The organism is Vibrio lentus (genome assembly GCF_002875945.1).
In the GTDB taxonomy this organism is placed as follows: Bacteria; Pseudomonadota; Gammaproteobacteria; order Enterobacterales; family Vibrionaceae; genus Vibrio; species Vibrio apostichopi.
The window spans coordinates 1-23250 of the sequence record NZ_MCZK01000141.1; the positions used below are offsets into that span (position 1 = coordinate 1).

General features: G+C 45.7%; 19 protein-coding genes. 4 read left to right on the forward strand and 15 right to left on the reverse strand.

Going from position 1 to position 23250, the window contains the following annotated elements; genetic code table 11:
• The coding region (locus tag BCT49_RS15515; RefSeq protein ID WP_102436391.1) for a CsgG/HfaB family protein at positions 1-600 on the forward strand (600 nt) is incomplete at its 5' end.
• Between the two features lie 83 nt (positions 601-683).
• Here the strand turns inward: BCT49_RS15515 and BCT49_RS15520 are convergent.
• Entirely contained in the window at positions 684-1106 is a 423-nt protein-coding gene (locus tag BCT49_RS15520) for a hypothetical protein (RefSeq protein ID WP_102436393.1), read from the reverse strand.
• Positions 1107-1227: 121 nt separating this feature from the next.
• Positions 1228-2115: a TraB/GumN family protein gene (locus BCT49_RS15525; protein WP_102436395.1), complete on the reverse strand. Its 888-nt coding sequence runs from the start codon at positions 2113-2115 to the stop codon at positions 1228-1230.
• A gap of 405 nt (positions 2116-2520) precedes the next feature.
• Between BCT49_RS15525 and BCT49_RS15530 the strand changes: the two genes are divergently transcribed.
• Together BCT49_RS15530 and BCT49_RS15540 are read left to right on the forward strand one after the other, a co-directional pair.
• Positions 2521-5172 (forward strand): beta-N-acetylhexosaminidase, encoded by a 2652-nt coding sequence (locus BCT49_RS15530; protein ID WP_102436397.1) that lies wholly within the window; start codon positions 2521-2523, stop codon positions 5170-5172.
• 536 nt (positions 5173-5708) lie between these two features.
• Positions 5709-6401 carry an oligogalacturonate-specific porin KdgM family protein gene (locus BCT49_RS15540; protein WP_065104930.1) on the forward strand — a complete coding sequence of 231 codons (693 nt, stop codon included), beginning with the start codon at positions 5709-5711 and terminating at the stop codon, positions 6399-6401.
• A gap of 249 nt (positions 6402-6650) precedes the next feature.
• Here BCT49_RS15540 and BCT49_RS15545 read toward each other — a convergent pair whose 3' ends face one another.
• Together BCT49_RS15545 and BCT49_RS15550 are read right to left on the reverse strand one after the other, a co-directional pair.
• Positions 6651-7091 (reverse strand): DUF411 domain-containing protein, encoded by a 441-nt coding sequence (locus tag BCT49_RS15545; RefSeq protein ID WP_041472752.1) that lies wholly within the window; start codon positions 7089-7091, stop codon positions 6651-6653.
• Complete coding sequence (locus tag BCT49_RS15550) at positions 7081-9864, reverse strand: heavy metal translocating P-type ATPase (RefSeq protein WP_102436399.1); 2784 nt, start codon at positions 9862-9864, stop codon at positions 7081-7083. Before BCT49_RS15550 ends, BCT49_RS15545 begins: the two co-directional genes overlap by 11 nt.
• Before the next feature lie 331 nt (positions 9865-10195).
• On the opposite strand from BCT49_RS15550, the gene gltX reads away from it, so the two are divergent.
• Positions 10196-11623, forward strand: a complete 1428-nt coding sequence (gltX, locus tag BCT49_RS15555; RefSeq protein ID WP_065113415.1) for a glutamate--tRNA ligase — start codon at positions 10196-10198, stop codon at positions 11621-11623.
• A gap of 83 nt (positions 11624-11706) precedes the next feature.
• Here the strand turns inward: gltX and BCT49_RS15560 are convergent, their stop codons facing one another.
• From BCT49_RS15560 to BCT49_RS15610, 11 genes are all read right to left on the reverse strand, one after another.
• Positions 11707-12930, reverse strand: a complete 1224-nt coding sequence (locus BCT49_RS15560; protein ID WP_102436401.1) for a beta-ketoacyl-ACP synthase — start codon at positions 12928-12930, stop codon at positions 11707-11709.
• Positions 12927-13652: a 3-ketoacyl-ACP reductase FabG2 gene (locus BCT49_RS15565; RefSeq protein WP_004736137.1), complete on the reverse strand. Its 726-nt coding sequence runs from the start codon at positions 13650-13652 to the stop codon at positions 12927-12929. The genes BCT49_RS15560 and BCT49_RS15565 overlap by 4 nt, the downstream gene beginning before the upstream one ends.
• A complete protein-coding gene (locus tag BCT49_RS15570; protein WP_017106323.1) occupies positions 13649-14113 on the reverse strand; it encodes a hotdog family protein in 465 nt (154 codons plus the stop codon). The genes BCT49_RS15565 and BCT49_RS15570 overlap by 4 nt, the downstream gene beginning before the upstream one ends.
• Entirely contained in the window at positions 14106-15305 is a 1200-nt protein-coding gene (locus BCT49_RS15575) for a beta-ketoacyl-[acyl-carrier-protein] synthase family protein (RefSeq protein WP_102436403.1), read from the reverse strand. Before BCT49_RS15575 ends, BCT49_RS15570 begins: the two co-directional genes overlap by 8 nt.
• 5 nt (positions 15306-15310) lie before the next feature.
• Positions 15311-15934: a DUF3261 domain-containing protein gene (locus BCT49_RS15580; protein ID WP_102436405.1), complete on the reverse strand. Its 624-nt coding sequence runs from the start codon at positions 15932-15934 to the stop codon at positions 15311-15313.
• Positions 15931-18303: an MMPL family transporter gene (locus BCT49_RS15585; RefSeq protein ID WP_102436407.1), complete on the reverse strand. Its 2373-nt coding sequence runs from the start codon at positions 18301-18303 to the stop codon at positions 15931-15933. Before BCT49_RS15585 ends, BCT49_RS15580 begins: the two co-directional genes overlap by 4 nt.
• Positions 18275-18973, reverse strand: a complete 699-nt coding sequence (locus BCT49_RS15590) for a LolA family protein (RefSeq protein ID WP_102436409.1) — start codon at positions 18971-18973, stop codon at positions 18275-18277. Before BCT49_RS15590 ends, BCT49_RS15585 begins: the two co-directional genes overlap by 29 nt.
• Positions 18960-19463, reverse strand: a complete 504-nt coding sequence (locus tag BCT49_RS15595; protein ID WP_102436411.1) for an acyl-CoA thioesterase — start codon at positions 19461-19463, stop codon at positions 18960-18962. The genes BCT49_RS15590 and BCT49_RS15595 overlap by 14 nt, the downstream gene beginning before the upstream one ends.
• A 73-nt stretch (positions 19464-19536) precedes the next feature.
• Entirely contained in the window at positions 19537-21084 is a 1548-nt protein-coding gene (locus BCT49_RS15600; RefSeq protein ID WP_102436413.1) for an HAL/PAL/TAL family ammonia-lyase, read from the reverse strand.
• Positions 21062-22867, reverse strand: a complete 1806-nt coding sequence (locus tag BCT49_RS15605) for a glycosyltransferase family 2 protein (protein WP_102436415.1) — start codon at positions 22865-22867, stop codon at positions 21062-21064. The genes BCT49_RS15600 and BCT49_RS15605 overlap by 23 nt, the downstream gene beginning before the upstream one ends.
• Positions 22860-23222 (reverse strand): 3-hydroxyacyl-ACP dehydratase, encoded by a 363-nt coding sequence (locus BCT49_RS15610; protein ID WP_102436417.1) that lies wholly within the window; start codon positions 23220-23222, stop codon positions 22860-22862. Before BCT49_RS15610 ends, BCT49_RS15605 begins: the two co-directional genes overlap by 8 nt.
• Positions 23223-23250 lie beyond the last annotated feature (28 nt).

Consider the following 23250-nt stretch of genomic DNA (forward strand, 5'->3'; position numbering starts at 1 on the left):
GTTTTACTTGACCACTTCACTACGGCACTGATAGATTCCCAGTGGTTTGTTCCTCTAGAGCGTGAAGGGCTACAGAACTTGTTAACGGAACGTAAGATTATTCGTGCCGCTCAGAAAAAAGATAAAGTCGTTAATAACCATGGAGCAGACTTGTCGTCCTTAAGTTCTGCAAACATTGTTATAGAAGGTGGCATTGTGGCTTACGACTCTAATATCGTAACGGGCGGGGCAGGTGCTAAGTATTTGGGGATTGGTGGTTCAGGGCAGTATAGAACCGATCAAGTGACAGTTAACTTAAGAGCCGTTGATGTAAGAACAGGGCAAGTTCTGTTGAGTGTGACTACGACAAAAACCATTTCATCACATGAGATAGGATTCGGCGCATTTCGATTTGTTGACTACAAAGAACTATTAGAAGTTGAAATGGGCTACAGCCAAAATGAACCCGTTAATATCGCTGTGATGTCAGCGATTGATGCTGCGGTAATACATCTTATTGTAAAAGGCATGAAGCGTGGAATGTGGTCGCCGGGCGATCCTAATGCACTACAAAATCCAATTATTGCTCGTTATTCCGAAGAGAGCGCCGACATATTGTAAGCAACCGAGTAAGCAGCAAAATAGGGCTATGCGGAAAACGGATTTTTCCCTTAGCCCTGTTTTTTTTCAACCACTCAAATGTTCTATTTCACATCACAAGTGATGTTCTTGATTGGTGTCTCTGAGGTAACAAAGCAAACATACGCTTCAACAGGGTTATTTGGACCAATTCGAATGTAACCTGCCTGTACTTCATCTTCGTTAAAAGTCACCGAGTGAGATTTACCCGTTTGGCCATCGTAGAAACTTGCTTCAAAATTACTATTCATTTGGCTTGCGATACGGTTGCGTGTTGTAGACGTCGTGAATGTAATATTCGCGCATCGCATTGGTGGCTTCTCAGTAATCAAAAACTGTCCGCTTTCTTTATCTAGTACGCCGCCTTTTGTATCAGGCTGAATGTCTATTGGTTGGAATTGTTCGATCGTACAAGTTTCTTTGGCAGACGCTGCCGTGGGCATCAGGATCGCGAGGGCTAAAGGTAAAGCGAAGAGTACTGGTTTCATGAGAACAACACCGTATATAAAAAGAGCGAAAGATAATAGCACCGTTATGGTGCTATTAAATGTAATGGTTCTGTTATTAGGTCATGGTTATATTATGAGAAAGTCATGGCATCGAATTGAGCTAGCTGTCGTTACTAACCTCAAATTGACACTGAGCTTGTCGGCTTTGTGATTGTTGAGTGACATTGAAACCTTTCTCTTTTAATAGCTGCAAAAGGTTGCCTTCGCCAATCAGGTGTAAAGTGCCGACGACCAGCACATAGTGTCCCTTTGAGTCGAGTTTCCAATCATTGGAGGATAGCTTGTTTGCCCAATCAACGTTGCGATCCGTTAGAAATGCTTTCTCAAGCTCGGTGGGCATTTCAGACAGCTCTGCAAATTCCTCAAGTTTGGTTACATCTCCAGCTTGCCAGCTCTCAATTAGGCAATGAACCACACGGTCTGTTTGGTCAAATTCTTCAATGCTTGTCACTAGCCACTCTTTACCAGAATCTTTTTGCCCTGCAATGAGGTCTATTTGAAATTGTAGTGGCTCTAGGCTGAGCACTGGAACGTCTTGTATCGTCGCTTTATAGGCGAGTGTTGCGTCTACACCGCCCGCGGAGCCGTAACCAAGGTTCTTTAACTGCTGCATTTGTATCGACAGAGATGTTGCCCAAGGTGGGGAGCTCAGTAGTTGTTGTGTCGACATACCCAAAGATTTGGAAATGCTTGTTAATAACTGCTGTTGATCTTCGCTTAATATATCACCCGTGGTCACTGTGGTCGTGGGATACACCACGCCTTCTGTCTTTCTTATATCCGTCTCGACAATTAATCCGTCGCTCTCTTTTAGCGTGTCAGTGATCTGTGCGGGAAGCGGGTACATGCTCTCATCCCCAACGTGCACAGAACCTAAGATAGTGAGGGTCAAATCATCCTTTTTAGCTTGCCAATAAAGAGGTTCGGCGACAGCTTGCTTTGCTGAAAAGGCAAGTGTGAGTAACGTAAGGTACAAGAATGTGCGCAAAGAAAGCTCCTTTAGAAAGACATAAACTCGTTAAAAAAGATTTTGACGGAGTTTTTTAACGGTTTTTTTTGAGAACGATGTCACGTTGTTTGTACGAAAAGTATAACAACACGAACAAACTGTTAAACCTTTCTCTCTATCAACAACACGATTTTATGAAATCCTTTGAAAAGATTGTGATTTAATTCTCAGTTATTACGTCAAAATAAAAGTGACGGAAGTGTCGTTAGTTGTAACTTGATGATTTTATTAAAATTAAATTTATCAATATTTTTGAGATTTGAAGCTGATCACTGAATTGGCCTGATTTAATTCACGGCAAAAAATAAGACCATATAGTTTATCTAACTTTCGAAGCGCTCCACTTTGCTTCTGATTCAATTTTTAAATTAATGGGTGAATACGATGTTGAAGAGAAACTTACTATCTGTAGCAGTATTGGCTGGTTTGACGGGTTGTGCAGTGACACAAGCTCCTGAGCAACAGGTTGTTAATGCACTGGCTGATAACCTTGATGTGCAATATGAAATCCTAACCAATCACGGTGCGAATGAGGGTATGGCTTGTCAGGACTTAGGTGCTGAGTGGGCGTCATGTAATAAAGTGAACATGACCTTGACCAATGACGGTGAAGCGATTGATTCGAAAGATTGGACTATCTACTTCCACAGTATTCGCCTCATCTTAGATGTTGATAACGAACAGTTTAAAATCACTCGTGTAACGGGTGACCTACACAAACTAGAACCTACAGATAAGTTCGATGGTTTTGCCGCTGGTGAAGAAGTGATTCTTCCGTTAACGAGTGAGTACTGGCAACTGTTTGAAACTGACTTTATGCCAGGTGCATTCGTAACAGCGCTAAACGCAGAACCTAAGATGATTGCTTCATTGAATACGGAAGATGTCTCGTCATTCGTAACGGGCCTAGAGGGTAACAACCTTAAACGTACACCTGATGACAATAACGTAATGGCTACAGCGGTGACGCGTTTCGAAAAGAATGCGGATCTAGCAACGCAAGACGTATCAACAACGCTATTACCAACGCCAATGTCGGTAGAAGCGGGTGAAGGATCTGTGAGCATTGCTGGTGGTATTGCCCTACCGAAAGAGGCATTTGATACTGAGCAGTTCGCTGCAATTGAAGAACGTGCAGAAGTGGTAAACGTAGATGTGAGTGGTGACCTTCCAGTAAGTGTTACCGTTGTTCCTACTCAGTTTACGGGTGATTTAGCAAAATCTGGCGCTTATGAACTAAGCATCTCGGAAGAGGGGATTGCGATTAAAGCGTTTGATAAAACAGGTGCTTTCTACGCAGTTCAGTCTATTTTTGGCCTAATAGACAGTCAGAACGCTGAATCACTACCACAACTGTCGATCAAAGATGCACCACGTTTTGATTACCGTGGTGTGATGGTGGATGTTGCTCGAAACTTCCACTCAAAAGATGCCATCCTAGCGACGCTAGATCAAATGGCTGCATACAAGATGAATAAACTTCACCTTCACTTAACGGATGATGAAGGTTGGCGTTTAGAAATCCCAGGTTTACCAGAGCTAACGGATGTAGGGTCTAATCGTTGTTTTGATTTGGAAGAGCAAAGCTGTTTACTGCCTCAGCTAGGTTCAGGTCCAACAACAGACAACTTTGGCTCTGGTTTCTTTAGTAAAGCGGATTACGTCGAGATCTTAAGTTACGCAAAAGCGCGCAGCATCGAAGTAATTCCAGAAATTGATATGCCAGCACACGCTCGTTCTGCAGTGGTATCAATGGAAGCGCGTTACACTCGCCTAATGGCGGAAGGTAAAGAAGCGGAAGCGAACGAATACCGTCTGATGGATCCACAAGATACATCGAACGTAACCACAGTTCAGTTTTACGATAAGCAAAGCTTCATTAATCCATGTATGGAATCTTCTACTCACTTTGTAGATAAAGTTATCTCTGAAGTAGCGGCAATGCACCAAGAAGCGGGCGTTCCACTTACGACTTGGCACTTCGGCGGCGATGAAGCGAAAAACATCAAGTTAGGCGCTGGCTTACAAGATATTAATGCAGAAGAGAAAGTGGCGTGGAAAGGTAACATCGATTTGTCTAAGCAAGATAAGCCATTCCAACAGTCTCCTCAGTGTCAGTCTTTGATCGCTGATGGAACGGTAAGCGACTTTGGTCATCTGCCAAGTCACTTTGCAGAGCAGGTATCTAAGATTGTTGCTGACAAAGGCATTCCTCACTTCCAAGCATGGCAAGATGGCCTGAAATACAGCGAAGGCGAGAAAGCATTTGCAACCGAAAGCACTCGCGTCAACTTCTGGGACGTTCTTTACTGGGGCGGAACTTCATCAGTGTACGATTGGTCAGCAAAAGGGTATGACGTGATTGTTTCTAACCCAGACTACGTATACATGGATATGCCATATGAAGTGGATGCAGCTGAGCGCGGCTACTACTGGGCAACGCGTGCTACCGATACCCGTAAGATGTTTGGATTCGCACCAGAAAACATGCCACAAAACGCAGAAACATCATTAGACCGTGACGGCAATGGTTTCTCTGGTAAAGGCGAGATTGAAGCGAAACCTTTCTACGGTTTGTCGGCACAACTTTGGTCTGAAACAGTACGTACCGATGAGCAGTATGAATACATGGTGTTCCCTCGCGTACTTGCAGCAGCAGAGCGCGCATGGCACAGAGCGGATTGGGAAAACGACTACAAAGTGGGCGTTGAATACTCTCAAGATACCGACCTAGTAAATAAGCAGGCTCTAAACAGTGACTTTAATCGTTTCGCGAATATTGTTGGTCAACGTGAACTGGCTAAGCTTGAGAAAGCGGGCATTGATTACCGACTGCCAGTACCGGGCGCTCAGGTTGTTGATGGCAAGCTAGCGATGAACGTACAATTCCCAGGCGTAGAGCTGCAATACTCTGCTGATGGTGAAAACTGGTTAACGTACGATGAGCAACAACGTCCTTCGGTTTCAGGCGAAACTTACATCCGCTCTATCTCTGAAAGTGGCGAGAAAGTAAGTCGAGTAACATCAATTAAATAATCGATAAGCAACATTAATAGAAGAGCTCCCTCGTTATTATCTTACTCAAGGTAAAAAGTGGGAGCTCTTTTTGTTTAAGGCGAGTTAAGTCTTTCTCTTAAACAGAAACATATAGAAACCGTCTTTGTTTATATCGTCAACAATGCACATAAGGTGAGTTTCGTCGCAAAAGTGACGGGCTTCTCATTATTCTCTTCAAAAAATAAGTCCCCTATAAAAAACTCTAAATCAAATGTGATTGAACTAACTGAATCTAATTTTGCGTCGTAAAATAATGTGATCTTGATCTGTATGTTTTTGCGTCTTGAGTTTTTTATCAATTTTTATGTTTTTAAGTGGCTGATTTTAAAGTGTTAAATAACTTGTTCTTTTTTGATAGTGAGAGAGATCACTCTGCTTGTTCTTTTATTTTGAAACGCAAATTAATTCGAGCAACATAGATTTCATGCCAGGGAGGCTACCAACTACTCAAGCGGTGAAGGTGAATGATGTACCGAAGATATGCCGCTGAAAAAATCAAACTAAGGCAGTTTACTATGAAAAAAATTATCGCTCTAAGTGCTCTTTCTCTTGCTTTCGCTTCTAGTGCTTTCGCTGGTTCTTCTTACGTAACAGGTAACATCCAAATTCACGATGACGGCCGTATCCACGGTTCTGATATGACTTCTACGCTAGAAGCTGGTCACACGTTTGACAACTCTCTAGGCGGCTTCACGGTTTACTCTGAGTTTGATGGCATCCAACTGGGTAAACTTGAGTCTGAAAATGGCGGTGCAGGTAATACTACTCCTGGCATCACTGTTGGTGGTGAGCAATCTTTCAACATTACTGACAACCTATGGGTTGCTGCGGGTTACCAACATCTATTCTCTGCGGGTGAGAGCATTCAGTTCCGTCCACTAGTTAAGATTGGTTACAACTTCGATAACGGTATCTCTATTAGCAACCGTACTCGTGCACACATCGATGATACTTCTGCTGATGCTGACACTGACTACCGCATGGATAACCGCATTGCTTACACAGTGAATGCTGACCTAGCGCTTAGCTACAACAACGTATACATGATCGAAGCTGAAGCAATGGACCACGAGTTACGTGCAACATGGACTCGTCAAGGCGTTCAACCTTACTTTGAGTTCCGTAGCCAAGCTAACGGTGTAGATTTCGCAAACGGCGACTCTAAGCAGAACAACGCATTCGTATTCGGTGCTTCTTACGGCTTCTAAGCTGATTCACTTGGCGTTTAGTCGATTAGATTATTAGCCGAGTGAGCTTCTTTGTTAAATAGCTTTTTTGTTGAATAACTTCTTAGCTAAATTAGCGAGGGGAACATAGCGGTACTAACAGCCCGGTTGGTACCGCGACAAGATTTGCTTTACTGTCCAAAAGCAAAGAGCCTAGCAAGTAAACCACAGTCTTGGGTTTGCTTAATGCTAGGCTCTATTTTTATTGCTGTTCGCAGGTCTATTTACGCTCTATTTCCCGTTGTAATGACGGTATTCAAACACCTGACCTTTCTCGTTAAACGCATAAACAGAATACTCGTCTTTCTTATCGCCATATTCCATGCCCGGCGAGCCCATTGGCATGCCTGGAACCGCCAAGCCAATCGCATTGCGTGGTGGATTTTCTAAAAAGGCTTTCACGTCCTCTGCTGGAATGTGCCCTTCAAATACGTAACCATCGATCTCTGCCGTATGGCAAGAAGCCAGCTCTGGCGTTACTCCTAACTTCTGCTTGATAGGATTCATGTCATCATGGAGTTTCTCTGTGACATCGAAACCTGCGTCTTGCATGTGTTCTGTCCATTCTGTGCAGCAGCCACAGTATGGAGACTTATGGTTGAGAACATCAGTAGCGAGAGCTTGTCCTGAAATTGCAGCGAGTGCAGTAAGAGTCATAACTTTACGAATCATGGTTAACCTCATGAATATGGTTTTTGTTGATATTAGAATGAGTGGGTTTGAACAGTCTTAATCTGTTGGCATTGCTGACTACGGTGATAGATGACATCGCCATTGCAGCGCCTGCCACGACAGGGCTAAGTAAAAATCCAAAGAATGGGTAGAGCACACCAGCCGCAATTGGAATGCCAAGCGAGTTGTAGATGAAGGCACCAAACAGGTTTTGCTTCATATTTCTCACGGTCGCTTGGGATAGTTCGATCGCGTTGCTTACAGACAGTGGCGACGAGTTGAGGAGCGTCATTTGTGCACTTTCAATCGCAACATCACTGCCGCTACCCATTGCGATGCCTATATCTGCTTGAGCAAGTGCAGGCGCGTCGTTAATACCGTCTCCGACCATGGCCACACTCTTATATTGCTGTTGCAGTTGAACAATGTGTTGAGCTTTCTGCTCTGGTAGTACTTCCGAGATAACCTCATCGATACCGACGCTTTTACCTATTGCTTGAGCAACAGAATCGTTGTCGCCCGTTAATAGCACGGTGTGAATTCCGGCGGATTTTAGTTGAGCAATGGCTTGTTTGCTATCTATTTTTAATGCGTCTGAAATGCCAAATATGCCTTCCAGTTTTTGATCGATTACAACGAAGATGGGTGTCCATGCTTGTGTACGACAAAGCTCGATAAAGTCTGCGCCAATGTCTGTATTGATGTTGAGTTGGGTGAGGTACTTAAGTGAGCCGACTTGAACGTTCTTGCCGTTAATTATTGCTTGTACTCCAAGCCCTCGTTGGTTTTCGAACTCGCTATGGGGTAGCGCTGAAACTTGTAAGCTCTCTGCATATTGGCAAACGGCTTTCGCTAATGGGTGTTCTGACCCTACCTCTACCGAATAGGCGTAAGCCAGCAGTTCTTGCTCTGATAAATCGCCATAAAAGGCCTGCTGAACGGTTGGTTTACCTTGGGTTAGGGTGCCGGTTTTATCAAACACGACTGCGTCGATTTTGCTTGCAGATTGCAACACATCGGCATCTTTGATCAGAACGCCAAACTCTGCGGCTTTGCCAACGCCGACAGTAATTGAGAGTGGTGTCGCTAAGCCCAATGCGCATGGGCAGGCGATGATCAGCACTGTGGTTGATACCACGAGCATGTAACTTGCACTAGGCTGTGGTCCAACAAAAAACCAAACTAGGGCGGTAATGGCTGCGATCGCGACCACAACAGGTACGAAAACGGCAGAGATTGAATCAGCGAGTTTAGCAATCGCAGGCTTGCTGCTTTGTGCTTGGCGAACCATTTGAATGATTCGAGCCAGCATGGTGCTTGATCCTATTCCTGTCGCTTCAATAATTAAGCTGCCATCACCATTAATGGTACCGGCTGAAACGCTATCATTAATCGATTTAACGTTAGGAAGCGGTTCGCCAGTCAGCATCGACTCATCGATATAAGATTCGCCAGATACCACGACACCATCGACAGGGACTTTTTCTCCCGGTTTCACTCGTACTTGCATACCGACTTGAATAGCTTCGACGGCGATGGTTTGTTCTTTACCATCGACGATAACCACGGCTTTTTGAGGTTGTAAATTAATCAGTGCCTGTAAAGACTTAGTGGTGCGTGCTTTGGCTTTGGCTTCAATGTAGTGACCTAAAGAAATAAGACCAACAATCATCGCACTTGCTTCAAAATAGACATGACGAGAAGCTTCAGGGAACCACGATGGGATCAGAACAACCAACATTGAATAGAACCACGCGGCGCCTGTCCCCAAAGCAACTAACGTATCCATGGTTGCACGCTTGTGCATCAGTGATTGCCAAGCGTTAGTAAAGAAGCTGCGTCCTGAAGTCGCGAGCAGTATCAAACAGACCACACCAACCAAGCCCCAAGCCAATTGGTCGTTAAATGTAGCAATGGTCATGCTGCCACCGAGCAGGCCCCACGCCATCAGCGGAGCACCGATAAGCAGCGCGCTTACTGAATTCTTTAGGAAAGCTTTTTGGGTACGAAGTTGCTGTTCTTGTTGTTTTTGTTGTTGAGTTGCCGCGTCATCAACGAACTCGGCGCCATAACCTGCGGCTTTTACGGACTCTATTAGCGCGCTTTCGATGACGTCTCGTGTTTTAGAAGTGAAAACTAAGGCCGTCTGTTCAGCGAGGTTGATCTGAGCTTGGTCGACGAACTCATTCTTTTTCAGTGCTTTCTCTACCGAAGAAACACAACTCGCACACGTCATTCCTTCAAGAACAAGGTGATAGGTATATTGGCTAGTTGCAGGTTTAGCTTGTGCTGATTCTGCAGGTGTTGGTTTTTTATCTTCTTCTGAATCTGAACTCGATAAAAGATCATTCGCTTCAGAGTAGGGGGTTGCGTGATAACCGACGCTTTCGATCAGCTCGATAAGCTCGGATTCTGAAAGCAGGGTAACCAATGACAATTCATGTTTGCTGATTTCTAGCTCTGAGATTTGCTCGGTTTGTTCAAGTGCTTGAGTCAGCTTGCTCACGCACTTACCGCAGCTAAGACCGGATAACGAAAGGTGCAGTTTATTGCCCATGCTATAACCAAGCGTCGCCAACTGTTCGTTGAGTTGAACGTAATTAATTGGAGTCGAAATATCGATGTATGTCGGCGATATATCATTGATCGTCGTATTGTCGAATTCGCCAAACAGTGTGCGAACTTTCTTCGCACAACCCATGCAATTTAGGCCGTTGAGCGCGGTTGTGTAATGGTTCATATCGATACTCCAATTCTCATCTACGCCTAACATAAACCTTCCCGTAAGGGTAAGGTCAAACATAAATTCAAGAATTTGATCTTAGTGGTATATGAATGGGTGAGTTACGTTGGTGAAATAAGCGGGAGTTAAAGAAAAGCGTGGCTATAATTTATTGGCTCAGGCTATAGATTCGCTACATCGAAGCTGAATTTGGCCTTTCTACAGTGGCTTTCGCGCAAGAACAGCACATTAATCATTCACTACTGATTGTAGATTTAAGCGGTGGTGATAAAATAGCGCCCAAAATTTAGTGATATTTGGCTATTACAGACTTTGTATTAGACCCCACTAAAAGAATCACCTACATAATCAAGGTATTTAAATGACGGTTAAAACTCGTTTTGCTCCTAGCCCAACTGGCTATCTTCACGTTGGTGGTGCACGTACTGCACTTTACTCTTGGCTATTCGCTAAGAACCAAGGTGGTGAATTCGTTCTACGTATCGAAGACACGGACCTTGAGCGTAACTCTCAAGAAGCGGTTGATGCAATTCTAGAAGGCATGCAATGGATGGGTATGGAATGGGATGAAGGTCCTTACTACCAATCTAAGCGTTTTGACCGTTACAACGAAATGGTTGATAAGCTACTTGCTGAAGACAAAGCATTCAAATGCTACGCGTCTAAAGAGCTGCTTGACGAAATTCGTACAGAGCAAGAAGAAAACAAGGAAATGGCTCGTTACGATGCGAACCACCCTAAAATTGTTGCAGCAAACGAAGCAGCAAAAGAAGGTGATGCGTGCGTTATCCGTTTCCGTAACCCTAAAGAAGGCAGCGTAGTATTTGATGACCAAATTCGTGGTCGCATTGAAATTTCTAACAGCCAACTTGATGACCTAATTATTCGTCGTACAGACGGTGCTCCAACTTACAACTTCGTAGTTGTAGTGGATGACTGGGATATGGGTATTACACACGTTGTTCGTGGTGAAGACCACATCAACAACACACCTCGTCAAATCAACATCTACGAAGCACTAGGCGCGCCAGTTCCAACTTTCGCTCACTGTGCAATGATTCTTGGTGATGACGGTGCGAAACTTTCTAAGCGTCACGGTGCTGTTTCTGTAATGCAATACCGCGATGAAGGTTACCTACCCAATGCACTGAACAACTACCTAGTTCGTTTAGGTTGGTCTCATGGTGACCAAGAGATCTTCTCTCAAGAAGAGATGATTGAATTCTTCAGCCTTAAAGCAATCAGCAAGTCAGCATCTGCATTCAACACTGAAAAGCTACTTTGGTTGAACAACCACTACATCAAGACTTCTGAGCCTGAGTACGTTGCAAAATACCTGCAATGGCACCTAGACGCACAGAAGATCGATATAACAAACGGCCCAGCGATCACTGAAGTGATCAAGCTAGTTGGCGAGCGCTGTAACACGCTTATCGAACTTGCTGAGCAGTCTCGTTACTTCTACGAAGACTTCTCAGAGTTTGAAGCTGGCGCAGCTAAGAAGCACCTACGTGGTGTTGCTAAAGGCCCACTAGAACTTGCTCTTGCTAAGGTTGAAGCACTTGAAGATTTCACTACTGTAAACATCAAAGATGGTGTGATTGCAGCGGTTTGTGAAGAGCTAGAGATCGGCATGGGTAAAATCGGTATGCCACTTCGCGTAGCAGTAACTGGCGGTGGTCAGTCTCCTTCTGTTGATGCTGTGATGGAGCTTGTTGGTAAAGAGCGCGTAATCGCTCGCATCAAGATGGCTCTTGAGTTCATCGCTGAGCGTGAAGCTAACGCTTAATTGAGCGATTGCTAGATTCAAAAAAGGGTCAGTAACTTGGTTACTGACCCTTTTTATTTGTCTTGAGTTTTATCTAGTTAAGCTCAGATTTTCTTGAAGATGACGGAAGTATTGATCCCGCCAAAGGCGAAGTTGTTGCTCATTAGATATTCAACATCCAATTCGCGACCTGAGCCTGTGATGTAATCGAGCTTGCCGCACTGTTCATCGACATTCTCAAGGTTTAGGGTTGGGCTGAACCAACCGCTATGCATCATCTCTAGGCTTAACCAAGCTTCAATCGCACCACATGCGCCAAGCGTATGACCAAAGTAGCTTTTCAATGAACTGATTGGCACTTCGCCAAAGATATTCGCGGTTGCGTTACTTTCTGCAATATCGCCTTTTTCAGTCGCGGTACCGTGCGCAGAAACATAGCCAATCTTTTCAGCCGGAAGTTGAGCATCTTTTAGAGCTTTTTCCATACAGATTTGCATGGTTTCCATCTGAGGTTGAGTCACATGAGCGGCATCGCAGTTGCTGGCAAAACCGATGATCTCAGCGTAGATTTTTGCGCCACGAGCAACAGCATGTTCATACTCTTCAAGAACTAGTGTACCTGCGCCTTCACCGATAACGAGGCCATCTCGCTCACTGTCGTAAGGGCTAGGGGACTTTTCTGGTGTGTCGTTCTTTAAACTGGTAGCAAAAAGGGTATCGAAAACGGCAGACTCAGTTGGGCATAGCTCTTCGCCACCACCGGCAACCATCACGGTTTGGTAGCCGTGTTTGATCGCTTCATAGGCGTAACCAATGGCTTGGCTTCCTGAAGTACAGGCACTGCTGGTGGGAATCACGCGGCCGCGTAGGCCAAAGAACAGTCCTACGTTTACCGCAGCGGTGTGTGGCATCATTTGAACGTAGGTGGTTGCGGTGATTGCGCGTGTCGATTTCTCGTTAAGCATCACACCAAATGCACCAACGGCATCAGTACTGCCGGTCGAAGAGCCGTAAGCAATGCCTGTTTCGCCGTTAGTCAAAACGTCGTGGCCAATCAGTCCTGCTTGCTCCAATGCATTTTCTGTTGCAACGGTTGCTAGACGAGACACACGTCCCATGCCACGTACTTGTTTACGCTTGTAGTGTTTTGGTAATTGGAAATCATCAATAGGCGCAGCAAGCTTTGTGTTAAGACCATCATATTGCTCAAAACTTGGCATATATTGAGTGGCATTTTCACAGGCTTTTAGTTTTGGTTCGATGTGCTGCCAATCATTACCAAAGGCAGTAACACCAGACATGCCAGTTACAACAACGCGGCGGGTCATACTAAGCCTCCATTGACTGAAATCACTTGGCGAGTAACGTAGCCTGCAATATCAGACATTAGGTAACTCACTAGTCCTGCTACTTCTTCTGGCTCACCCATACGTCGCAGTGGCACTTGAGGAAGCGCATGATCTTTCACGTGCTCATCCACCATGCCAGTATCGATTAAACCCGGAGCCACACAGTTTACTGTGATCTTGCGTTTTGCGAGTTCTAAAGCAAGTGACTTAGTCGCGCCAATCACGCCCGCTTTTGCTGCGGCATAGTTGGTTTGACCGCGATTACCCATGATGCCGGATACCGACGCCAGAGTAACGATTCGACCACCTTTGCGTTTCTGAACCATTGGCATCACGCACGGATGAAGTACGTTGTAGAAGCTGTCGAGGTTGGTATGGATAACGCCATCCCACTCTTCTTCCGTCATGGCTGGGAATGCTGTATCACGAGTAATACCGGCATTATTTACAACACCATAGTAAGCGCCATGCTCGGCAATATCAGACTCAAGCTTTTCGCGACACTCGCTGCGGTTGCTGATATCAAATTGGATAAGACGTCCAGCACCACCCAGTTCGGTGATCGACTTTAATGTGTCTTCAGCACCTTGCTTGTCACCCATGTAGTGAACGGCGATTTCAAATCCGTCTTTCGCGAGTTGAATAGCGATCGCTTTACCAATGCCTTTGCTGGCACCTGTGACTAAAACCTGACGGGTCATGATGGGCTCCTAGTTTTCATTTCTTGTAATTTTTGTTCGGTCGGCACGTAGACGTTGAGTTGGCATTGAGCCACTAACTCACCTTGGTCTTCGACTCGGGCGGTAAACACGGCCATGCCACTGTCTTCCATCAGTTGCTCGGCGTAGATATCAAGGGTCTGACCTTGAGTGAACTCATCACACAGTGACTTGTAGCGACGAGAACCGAGTAAGAAGCCGATTGGAGGAGTCGTGCCGTTTTTCAGCGCATGGTATCCAGACCATGCCGCTACAGACTGAGCCATAAACTCAATACCGACATACGCTGGTACGGTTTGAGATTCGGCATTAAAGAACAGGTTATGAGCACCAATATCGACCTGACAGTGAATCGACAACGCCTCTACGTTGATAGCACGATCGATTAATATCATCGGATCATCGTGTGGGAGAAGTTGGTCTACAGAAGGGATATCAGTCATTTACTACACCAAAAATCAGGCTAATGTTGTTGCCACCAAAAGCGAAAGAATTGCTTAAGATGTTCTTTACTTTAAGTTTCTGGGAACAGTTTACCAAATCAATCTCAATATCTTCAGCTTTATCCTGACATTTTTGTAAGGGAAGCGGTAAGTCATATTTTAAAATATGCCATGTTATTGCAGCCTCTATTGCACTTGCGGCTCCAAGAGTATGCCCGGTGAGAGGCTTGGTGGAACTGACGGGAACCTTGTTTGCAAAAATACGATGAATGGCTTTGCTTTCCATTGAATCATTGAGTGGAGTTGCGGTGCCATGAGCATTGATATAACCGATGTCTTCAGCTTGCAACTGAGCAGAATCTAACGCTTTTATCATCGCTTGCTCCGCACCATTCCCCTCAGGGTGAGGCGCTGAAATATGGTGTGCGTCAGAGCTATCGCCACAGCCTAACAAGGCAATGTTCGACGTGTTTGGGGTTGTATTAACACCGACCAGTTTTGCCTTGCTGAGCAACATAAATGCTGCTGCTTCTCCGATGTTGATACCATCTCGTGTTGCACTAAATGGCTTACAATGTGTGGTTGAAAGTGCTTCAAGACCATGAAAACCATTGAGCGTCAGCTTACATAAGGTGTCGACACCTCCAACCAACACAGCATCAGCCATGCCTGAATCTAACAAACGTTGAGCGGTCAGAAATACGCGGCCACTGGACGAGCAAGCGGTCGATATCGCATAGCTTGGTCCTGTTAATGCACAATGTTGGCTAACAAATTCAGAGGTATTGCCTAGTTCTTGTTTTGAATAATGGTAATGCTCAGGAAACTCACCATGTGCCAGTTTATGTTTGAATGCTGCTTCGCCGTCCGAGATACCCGAGGTGCTGGTGCCGATAACTACAGCAATTCTGTCTGCGCCAAATTGTGATTTTGCTTGCTTGATAGAGTCTTTGATTTGATTAAGAGCTGATAACGCCAGTTGATTGTTGCGAGTAGCGTATTGCGTTAGATCAGGTGGGATCTCCGGCAGTTTTCCAGCCACCTTACCGACGATAGTGTGCTTACCATCATTCAGCATATCGCTTACTTCAACCATGTTTGATTCGCGCGCACCTTTGAGGCTGCCATGAATGTCAGCAACGCTTGAGCCTAATGCGGAGTGGAAACCACAGTCTTGGATATAAATAGGCATAATGTTCAGCTCTTACTTGGGTTATCGACAATCGTTGAGTTCAACGTTTGTATGGTGATGGTGTAGCCTTGGGTCAAATGTTTGAAAACAATGTTGCCCGTGGTTTTGTGTGTTCCGGGCTCTGCTTGGTAATCAATTTGAATAATTGCCTGTTGGTTTTCATCAAACACGGTGCGGCTGTTTTCTGTGTCGACCAAGTGCCAGCCGATGCCTTGCAAAGGCTGCGCCCATGCTTCAATTGGCCATAGAGTCAGCATTAAATTAAATAACACCTGCTCGGGTTGCGGCAGGGTTGCGCCAAGACCGGATAGAACTTGAGTCTCAATCGCTTGGTTCTGATATTGCAGCGATAAAATGCGCGTTCCCCAAGAGGAAAAACCCGCTAAAACGACTTTATCCGGTGTAACTTCGACTTGAACAGGCAATTGCTGGGTATCGTCTTGCCATGTTGCGCTGATCAGCTGGCTCGCCGTAAATGCGTACCCCAGTTCAGCAGGCAGCGGCAAGTTTAGCTCGGTGTCTTTGTCGATTGAGACACTTGCGCCTGTTGGCTGTTGAGACACCATCGAACAAGCGTTGAGTAATAAGCCCAGTCCAACGACGAGCGCTATCTTGATTGTTTTGTTCATCTAAAAGCCTCTCGAGAGTTTGATTTTTCCGCGGCTTGTTCGGTGTTAATCGCGAGTGGTGAAAGTAACCACGCCACAAAAATACCAGTCAGGACGGTAACACCGAAGCTATGAATGGCATGAGTCTGACTCAGTGAAAGAAGGCCAAATGAAAGCAGCGTTGTGAGACCAGACAAGGTGATCGCCAGTAAGGTACTCAGTGACTTTTTCTGCTCAGTAAAGAACAAGGTGTAGTCGATACCAATCCCTAAAATTAGAATCAGCCCAAGCAGGTTAAATAGGTTTAGTGTCGAGCCTAAAATACCTGTGACCGCTAAACCTGCCACTCCGGCAATCAATGACGGCAACAGCATTAACAGACTTTGCTTCACACCGTAACGCCAACCTAACACCATTCCGATAGCCGCAAACGCTATCAATAACAGCTCAGTAATTTTAACTCGGTATTCAGCAAACAGAGATGAGATCTCATCGGCTTTATTGAGGTACTTCACGCCTTGTTGTTGAGCAAAGCTTGAATCGAGCCATTGAGAGAACAGCTCTGAATTAGTGACATCCTTGATCATAATCACCGACGCTGCTTGGTTATTGATTGGTTTTAACCAAAGAGGGCGAATAGGCTCTGATACTGGAGATTCCAAAAACTCATTCAGTGTGATCGGTTGGTATTTGGGAAGCTCTGGGAAGCTCGGCCAACCGAGTGTGGTTTGTAAGGTAGCGCTTTGGTTAGCGTAGAGCTGTTTAACCAGTTGGTAGTTGTCGTGTTGCTCTTGCTCACTTGGTAGGTGTTGATTAACGCTGCGATAGCCAGAGATACCTTGCTGATCGACCAACGAATCTAACTCAGAGCTGATCAATGCTAATTTGTTTAGTAACGCCTGATTACCCTTCGCACTCACCAACAACATGTTCTGAGCACTACCTAGTCCTGAGATCTCAGAGATAGCTTGCTCTTGTTGTTTGAGTTGGTCAGGCATCGCCTGAAGTTGTCGAATATCGTCGTCGTAACGAACTTGGCTGATTGACGCCACGCTAATAACGGTGACGACGAGCGGCAAGCCGATTCTGAACTTAGGTTTGCTCCATAAGTTTAGCCATGCATGCCATAGGTTCGCTAACGGAAGTTCGTGTTGTTGACTCGGTTTGAAGGCCAATACTGGATACCAACACACTACACTGGCGTAAGCGGCGATAAGCCCAATAGATGAGAACAAAGCAAGCTGCTGTAAGCCAGGGAAAGGAGCCACCAGCAGACCTAAATAACCTATCAAGCTAGTAAGTAGCCCTAAGGTAATCGCAATGAAGATATGCTTTAGCCCTTTATCACTCTGCCAGTGATTACCCGCAGCCAAGCGGTCAGTGAGATAGTGAAAAGAGTAATCAATGGATACGCCAATCAAGCTGGCACCAAACACTAAGCTAAACAGATGGATCTTGCCGAAGATCGCGACCGTGCTTGCCAGTGCAACCAATAACCCAGTGCTGATGGAGAGTAAAGATAAGGCAAGCGGCAGGGTGCTACGAAACGTTAGCCACACCAATAAAATTACACCCGCTAATGATCCTAAACCAATGGTGCTGATTTCAGACTTTGCACTTTGAGTACCGTAATTGGCATAGAAAACCACGCCAGTGTGCTGAACTTTGACGTCAAATTGCTTCTCTATGTCTCGCTCTAAAGCGTCAAGTTCCGGAAGCTGCTCTTGAATAGCCAAGCTGTAGGGAGAGCCTGCTAAGGTTGCGGTAACCAAAATGTGTGACTGATCTTGCGATTGTGCGGTTAGGTAGCCCTCTTTAATGTCAAAGTTGCTCGAACGGGTACCAACGGCACTGATGTAGTCACGAAATAACAGAAATGGATCTAGAGTTAGCTCGGTCGCAGTGACTCCTGAGAAAGGGTTGTATAGCGATTGAATCACATTCTGTGCGCGAGACTCTGGGGAATGGGTCAGTGTTTCTTTCTGATGCTCCGTTAGCAGTTGAGCTCGGTGACGAAAATAGAAGTCACTCCATTGGCTTTGCGTGCTGGCGTTGATCTTGCCTTGAACGTGTTTGAAGAGTGTTTGTTTTCCTGTGAAGGAGTCTTGATTGAGCGATTTCTCAAATGCTTTGGTTGCCGCCATGGTGTTCTTGATGTCGGGGCTGCTCAAGATGAACACCACTTGCTCACTCATGGAGTTGGAAATCTGCTGAAAGGCTTGTTCGACCATGGGATCTTGCTGGTTTTCTGGCAGCAATTTCATGATGTTGCTTTCAATAGGCACTGAAGAAGAAAAAGCGAACTGTTTGATCAACAGTCCGCTAAACAGCACCACGACAACTAGCCAGACAAGGGCAAGCTTAGAGTTGAAATTGTTGCGCTTCGGCATCTGATAATACTTCCGGTTGATGGCTTAGCTGGCTAAATTCGATCACCGTGCTGTCTCCACGAATCTCCTTTAGCTCAATGCGCTCAATGTCATTGTGTCCTTGCAGCGTGATGGCTTCAAACACCGCATTCATTGGAGAACTTTTTGGCGTTAGGGTCAGTGTCCATAACGCGTTCTCTGTACTTGCGCCTGCACTTTCATCTGAGCTTAGCTCGTTCGCAGGTTCAAATGACAGAGAGAATTGTTCTTGAAGTTTTTGCGTATCGCCGTGGAATACCGACAAGAAGATATGGCTGAAATAAAACGCCATTGGGTTTTCTTTGTCAGTGATGATCTTAGCGGGTTGATCAGCAAACCTTTGGCTCAGCTTGTTATCGGTTAGCACTAGGCTCACAGGAAACGGGGTTGCTTGCGTCCACAGCAAACCACTCGACTTATCTAATAAAAACGTGCCTTGTGACGTCAGAGGTTGGGCGAACATTTCCATGTTACGTGTTTGAGTAAACTCACCACGGACAATGCTATTTGTGCTCAACACCGTTTGCAGATCTGAAACTGAACCGACGGCAATCGTGTTCTCACTAGCACCAGCAAAGCTACTCGCCACCATAGAAGCAAGCCCCAGTAGCGCGATGCTAATGTGTTTGCGACTGCGTTTAAACAGACTCATGTTTCACCTGTTGGTTGTTAGAGGCTTGAGATGGATGTTCAGTAGCTAGAGGTAAGCAACCAAACTGATGCCAGTGTTCGACTTTATCAGTAAATATCTTCGGTGAAGCGAAGCACATCTCTTGTTCTTCGATGGTCACAGCAACCTGCATGGTGTGGGCGCGTGTCATGCGAGCACCTGTGTTGGCATCATGAATCTCGTAATCAACGCGCAAGCGATTTTCCCATTCGGTCAATTTAGCCGTTACCTTAATCTGATGATTAAACGGTATTGCCTTGATGTATTTCACGCGCGTATCGATGATTGGCCACATGTAGCCGGAATCCTTCATCTCATGATAGTTGTACTCAATCTTATCCATCATGATGCGTCTTACTTCTTCAAAAAATCGGAAGTAATTGCCGTGATAGATCACCCCCATCGGGTCGGCATCTTGGAATGAGGTAATCAGAGTCACCTCAGATTGTAATGGATGAAGGATTTCAGACATAAATCGCTCTCAACAATATTGCGTAAAGGGTTGGCTACTTTATGAGGTTAACTACTTTATGAAGTTAACCATTCTATGAGTAAAGTGACCAATGCTGACTTTGAATACGAGAAATAAAGTGGCGTAGATCGCCTTCAAGTGGTCGATCTTCTACGATAAATTCAAACTCTTTCAGTACTTCGTCGCGAATGTGCTTTAGATTTTCACTCATGTGGTGCTCATCGAGCTCATTGTGGCGCTTACGAAGCTCAAGCGCTTGTGTACCCGCCAGAAGTGACGCTGCCGCTACTTGTTCAGTCAGTTCAAGAACGCGTAAGCAGTCACGAGCCGCAATGGTGCCCATGCTGACTTTGTCTTGGTTGTGACACTCGGTTGAACGAGAGAACACGCTTGCTGGCATGGTGTGCTTCAATGCCTCTGCTGTCCAAGCTGACACACCGATCTGTACCGCTTTGAAGCCGTGGTTGATTGGCTTACGTTCGCCTTCCGCGCCTGTTAGGTTAAATGGCAGGCCGTTATTGAACTTGTAGTCCATTAGCTGCGCCATTTGGCGATCAAGTAGGTCTGCAAGGTTCGCTACTGCTGTTTTTAGCGTGTCCATTGCCATTGCGATATGGCCACCGTAGAAGTGCCCACCGTGCAGTACGCGCTCATTGTCGCCATCGATAATTGGGTTGTCGTTGGCGCTGTTTAGCTCGTTCTCGATCATTTGGCGAAGCCAAGGTAGAGAGTCTTGAACTACACCGATAACATGCGGAGCACAACGCAACGAGTAACGATCTTGTAAGCGATCGCTATTACGTGGCGGGCGATCCGCTTGTAAGTCATCACGTAGCCATGCTGCAACTTGCTGTTGACCCGGATGAGGCTTCACTGCAAACAAAGCTTCATCGAAATGGAAATCGTTGCCTTGCATACCCACAGACACCATTGCCGTGATTTTAGTTGATAGCTGAGCTAGGTATTCCGCGCGCTTGTAAGCGATACAAGCTAATGCTGTCATCACTGATGTGCCATTCATCAATGCCAAGCCTTCTTTTGGCTTAAGCTTGATAGGGCTAATTCCTAGTTCTTTGTAGACGTCACTAGTAGGGCGAATTTCGCCTTTGTAGATAACATCACGCTCACCAATCAGTGCGGCCGCCAGATAAGACAGCGGCGTTAAATCGCCACTGGCGCCAACCGACCCTTCTTGAGGAATACGCGGTGAGATGTTTTGGTTAATCAGAGTAACGATCTGGTTGAGCAAATCATGAGTCACACCAGAGACACCTTGTGATAAAGAACACAGGCGTGTTGCTAATACTGCACGAGCTTGCTCGTGAGACAGTATTTCGCCTAAACCACAGCCGTGAAAGCGCGTTAGATGCAGTGGTAATTCATCAACAAGATTTGGCGGAATCGCAACGGTACATGAGTCACCGTAGCCCGTTGTCACACCATAGATCACGCCTTCTTCTTTGAGTAGGCGTTCTAAGAAAGCGACACCACGGTCGATCTTAGATGTGAACTGGTTACTTGAGTTCATCGAGGCTTTTGCGCCTTGTGAGATAGCGACAACGTCCTCGATAGTGAGGCGTTCGGCACCAAAGGTGATGCTATTTGGATTCTTTTTCGTCATGGTGCTTGCTCAATGTCCAAAAATTAAAAAAGTTGTACCACTGAAGCGGTGCTTTCAGTGTGTAGTGCTGAAGTCGGTTCGCATATTTTTGCACGACTTGCTGTAAAGATTGTTCGCGTGTCTTCCTTGGTAGCTCGATCTTGTCGCTAAAATGCTCGAAATAGACATTAAAGTGCGGCTTAGCTCGTGAGTCATCACGTAGCCCAAACAATAAGAACACGGGGGCTTTGAGAACAGAGGCTAACATAAATGGCCCTTGAGGGAAGGGCGCTTCCTTACCCAAGAACTCTGCCCATATTGAACGGCTCTCTTTGCTGGTGGAAGTTCTATCACCAACAATCACAATCCACTCGCCTTGCTCCAACTTCTGCTGCAACAAAATAGCCGTGTCAGGCCCCATGGAAGTCACCTGAATCAGGTTTAAATCAGACTGAGGGTTGACCGCTTTCATTACTGAATTGAAACGTTCAGCGTGCTCGGTGAAAACCAGTGCATTGATTTTGATGTTCGAGTGTCTGCGACCTAAAGCGCGGCACAGTTCGATATTGCCAAGGTGAGAACCCAGAATCAGCACACCTTGTTGGTTTGCTACCATGCTCTCGAATTGTTCTTGGCCATGAATCGTGAGGTTATCTGCCGAGAAATCGCCTTTCCATGCGGCTAACTTGTCTAGCATCGTATGGCCAAACGAAAGCAGATGGTTATAACTGGTTAACTCAGCGGGTAACTCGATATTCTGTTGCTCTGCGTAGGCCTTTAGCTGGAACAAGTATTGCTCAGAAGCGTTTCGCGCGCGTTTGCCCGTTAGGTGGTAATAACGCATCACACCGCGCAAAATCAGGTTAAAGACACCGCGGCCTAATAGGGTATAAACCGCCAATAGTAGTTTGATACCGAGTACGGTGCCGCGTTCTTGAGTGCGAGACCAGTGTGGTTGTTCTGACTCGTTCTTGCTTGATTCAGCCAAGGAATCTTGGTTTTGACCATTTTTAGCAGAATCTGATTTGAAATGACGAGCGAGCAGCTTTGGTGCTCTTGGCAGCATGCCGAAGAACAGTCTCGTGTGCATCCAACTGATTTTTACGTTATCCCACAGCGCGTCGAAATGAGAGACGCCATTTTCTGGGTATATAACGCGTGTTTCAACGAAATCAATATCGCAGCCTTCCCAATACAAGCGAACCAAAATCTCGATATCGAAATCCATTCTCGAACCAACATCGTATTTGTTCAGTACCGCTTGTGTTTGATTGATCGGGTACGCTCTAAAGCCACACATACTGTCTTTAATCGACAGAGATAAGGTTTCTATCCATACCCAGATATGTGTCGCGTAGCGCCCGTAGAGCCTTGCTTTAGGCACACTCTCATCGTAGACCGGCTGGCCTGATATCAGACGCTGTGGATGACTTTGAGAGGCTTCTATTAACGCGGGTAGGGCGTCTAAGTCATGTTGACCATCTGCATCAATTTGAATGGCGTGGCTAAAGCCGAGCTCTTGCGCTTTTTTGATACCAGCTTTTACTGCGCCGCCTTTGCCTTGGTTCTGCTCAAGCGTGACCAGAATTACGTTTGGGTTATCAGCAAGGGGAGTCAGAAACTGTTTGGTGGTGAGTTCACTGCCATCGTCAACGATGATGATTGGCAACTCAAAATGATGGAGCGAAGAAACCACAGCAGGCATGGTTGCGCCATGGTTAAAGCACGGGACAAGGAAGCAAGCGTTGTAGCTGCTTTCTTTCGCTAAGTGTTGAGAAACAACCTCGATGGGAGTGCTATTCACTTTTTTCTCCCAGCTTCATTTTACCTGAAGAGTGAGTCTGTTCGCCGTTGTTTGAGGTGTAACTGAAGCTCAATTTGTCTTTGTCAGCATCCCACTTGAGTGACAGCTGAATGGTCGAGTCGGGCAGGATTGGCTCTTGGAATTTGATGACTTCCATGCCTTTAAAGTAACCAGGGACATTCAGCTCTTGGACTGCATAGTGAAGTGCCCAATCAATCTGTGTAACACCTGGAAGAATAGGAAAGCTCTTGAAGTGCCCCTTAAAGTCGGTGATGTCTCCAGTAATATGGAGTGTCAGGGTCGATTCTTTCTCTACAATGTCAACAGCAATGACGTTTGGTTTTCTCTTATCCATAGCGCGTGCTTAGAATCCTTGGGCTGAA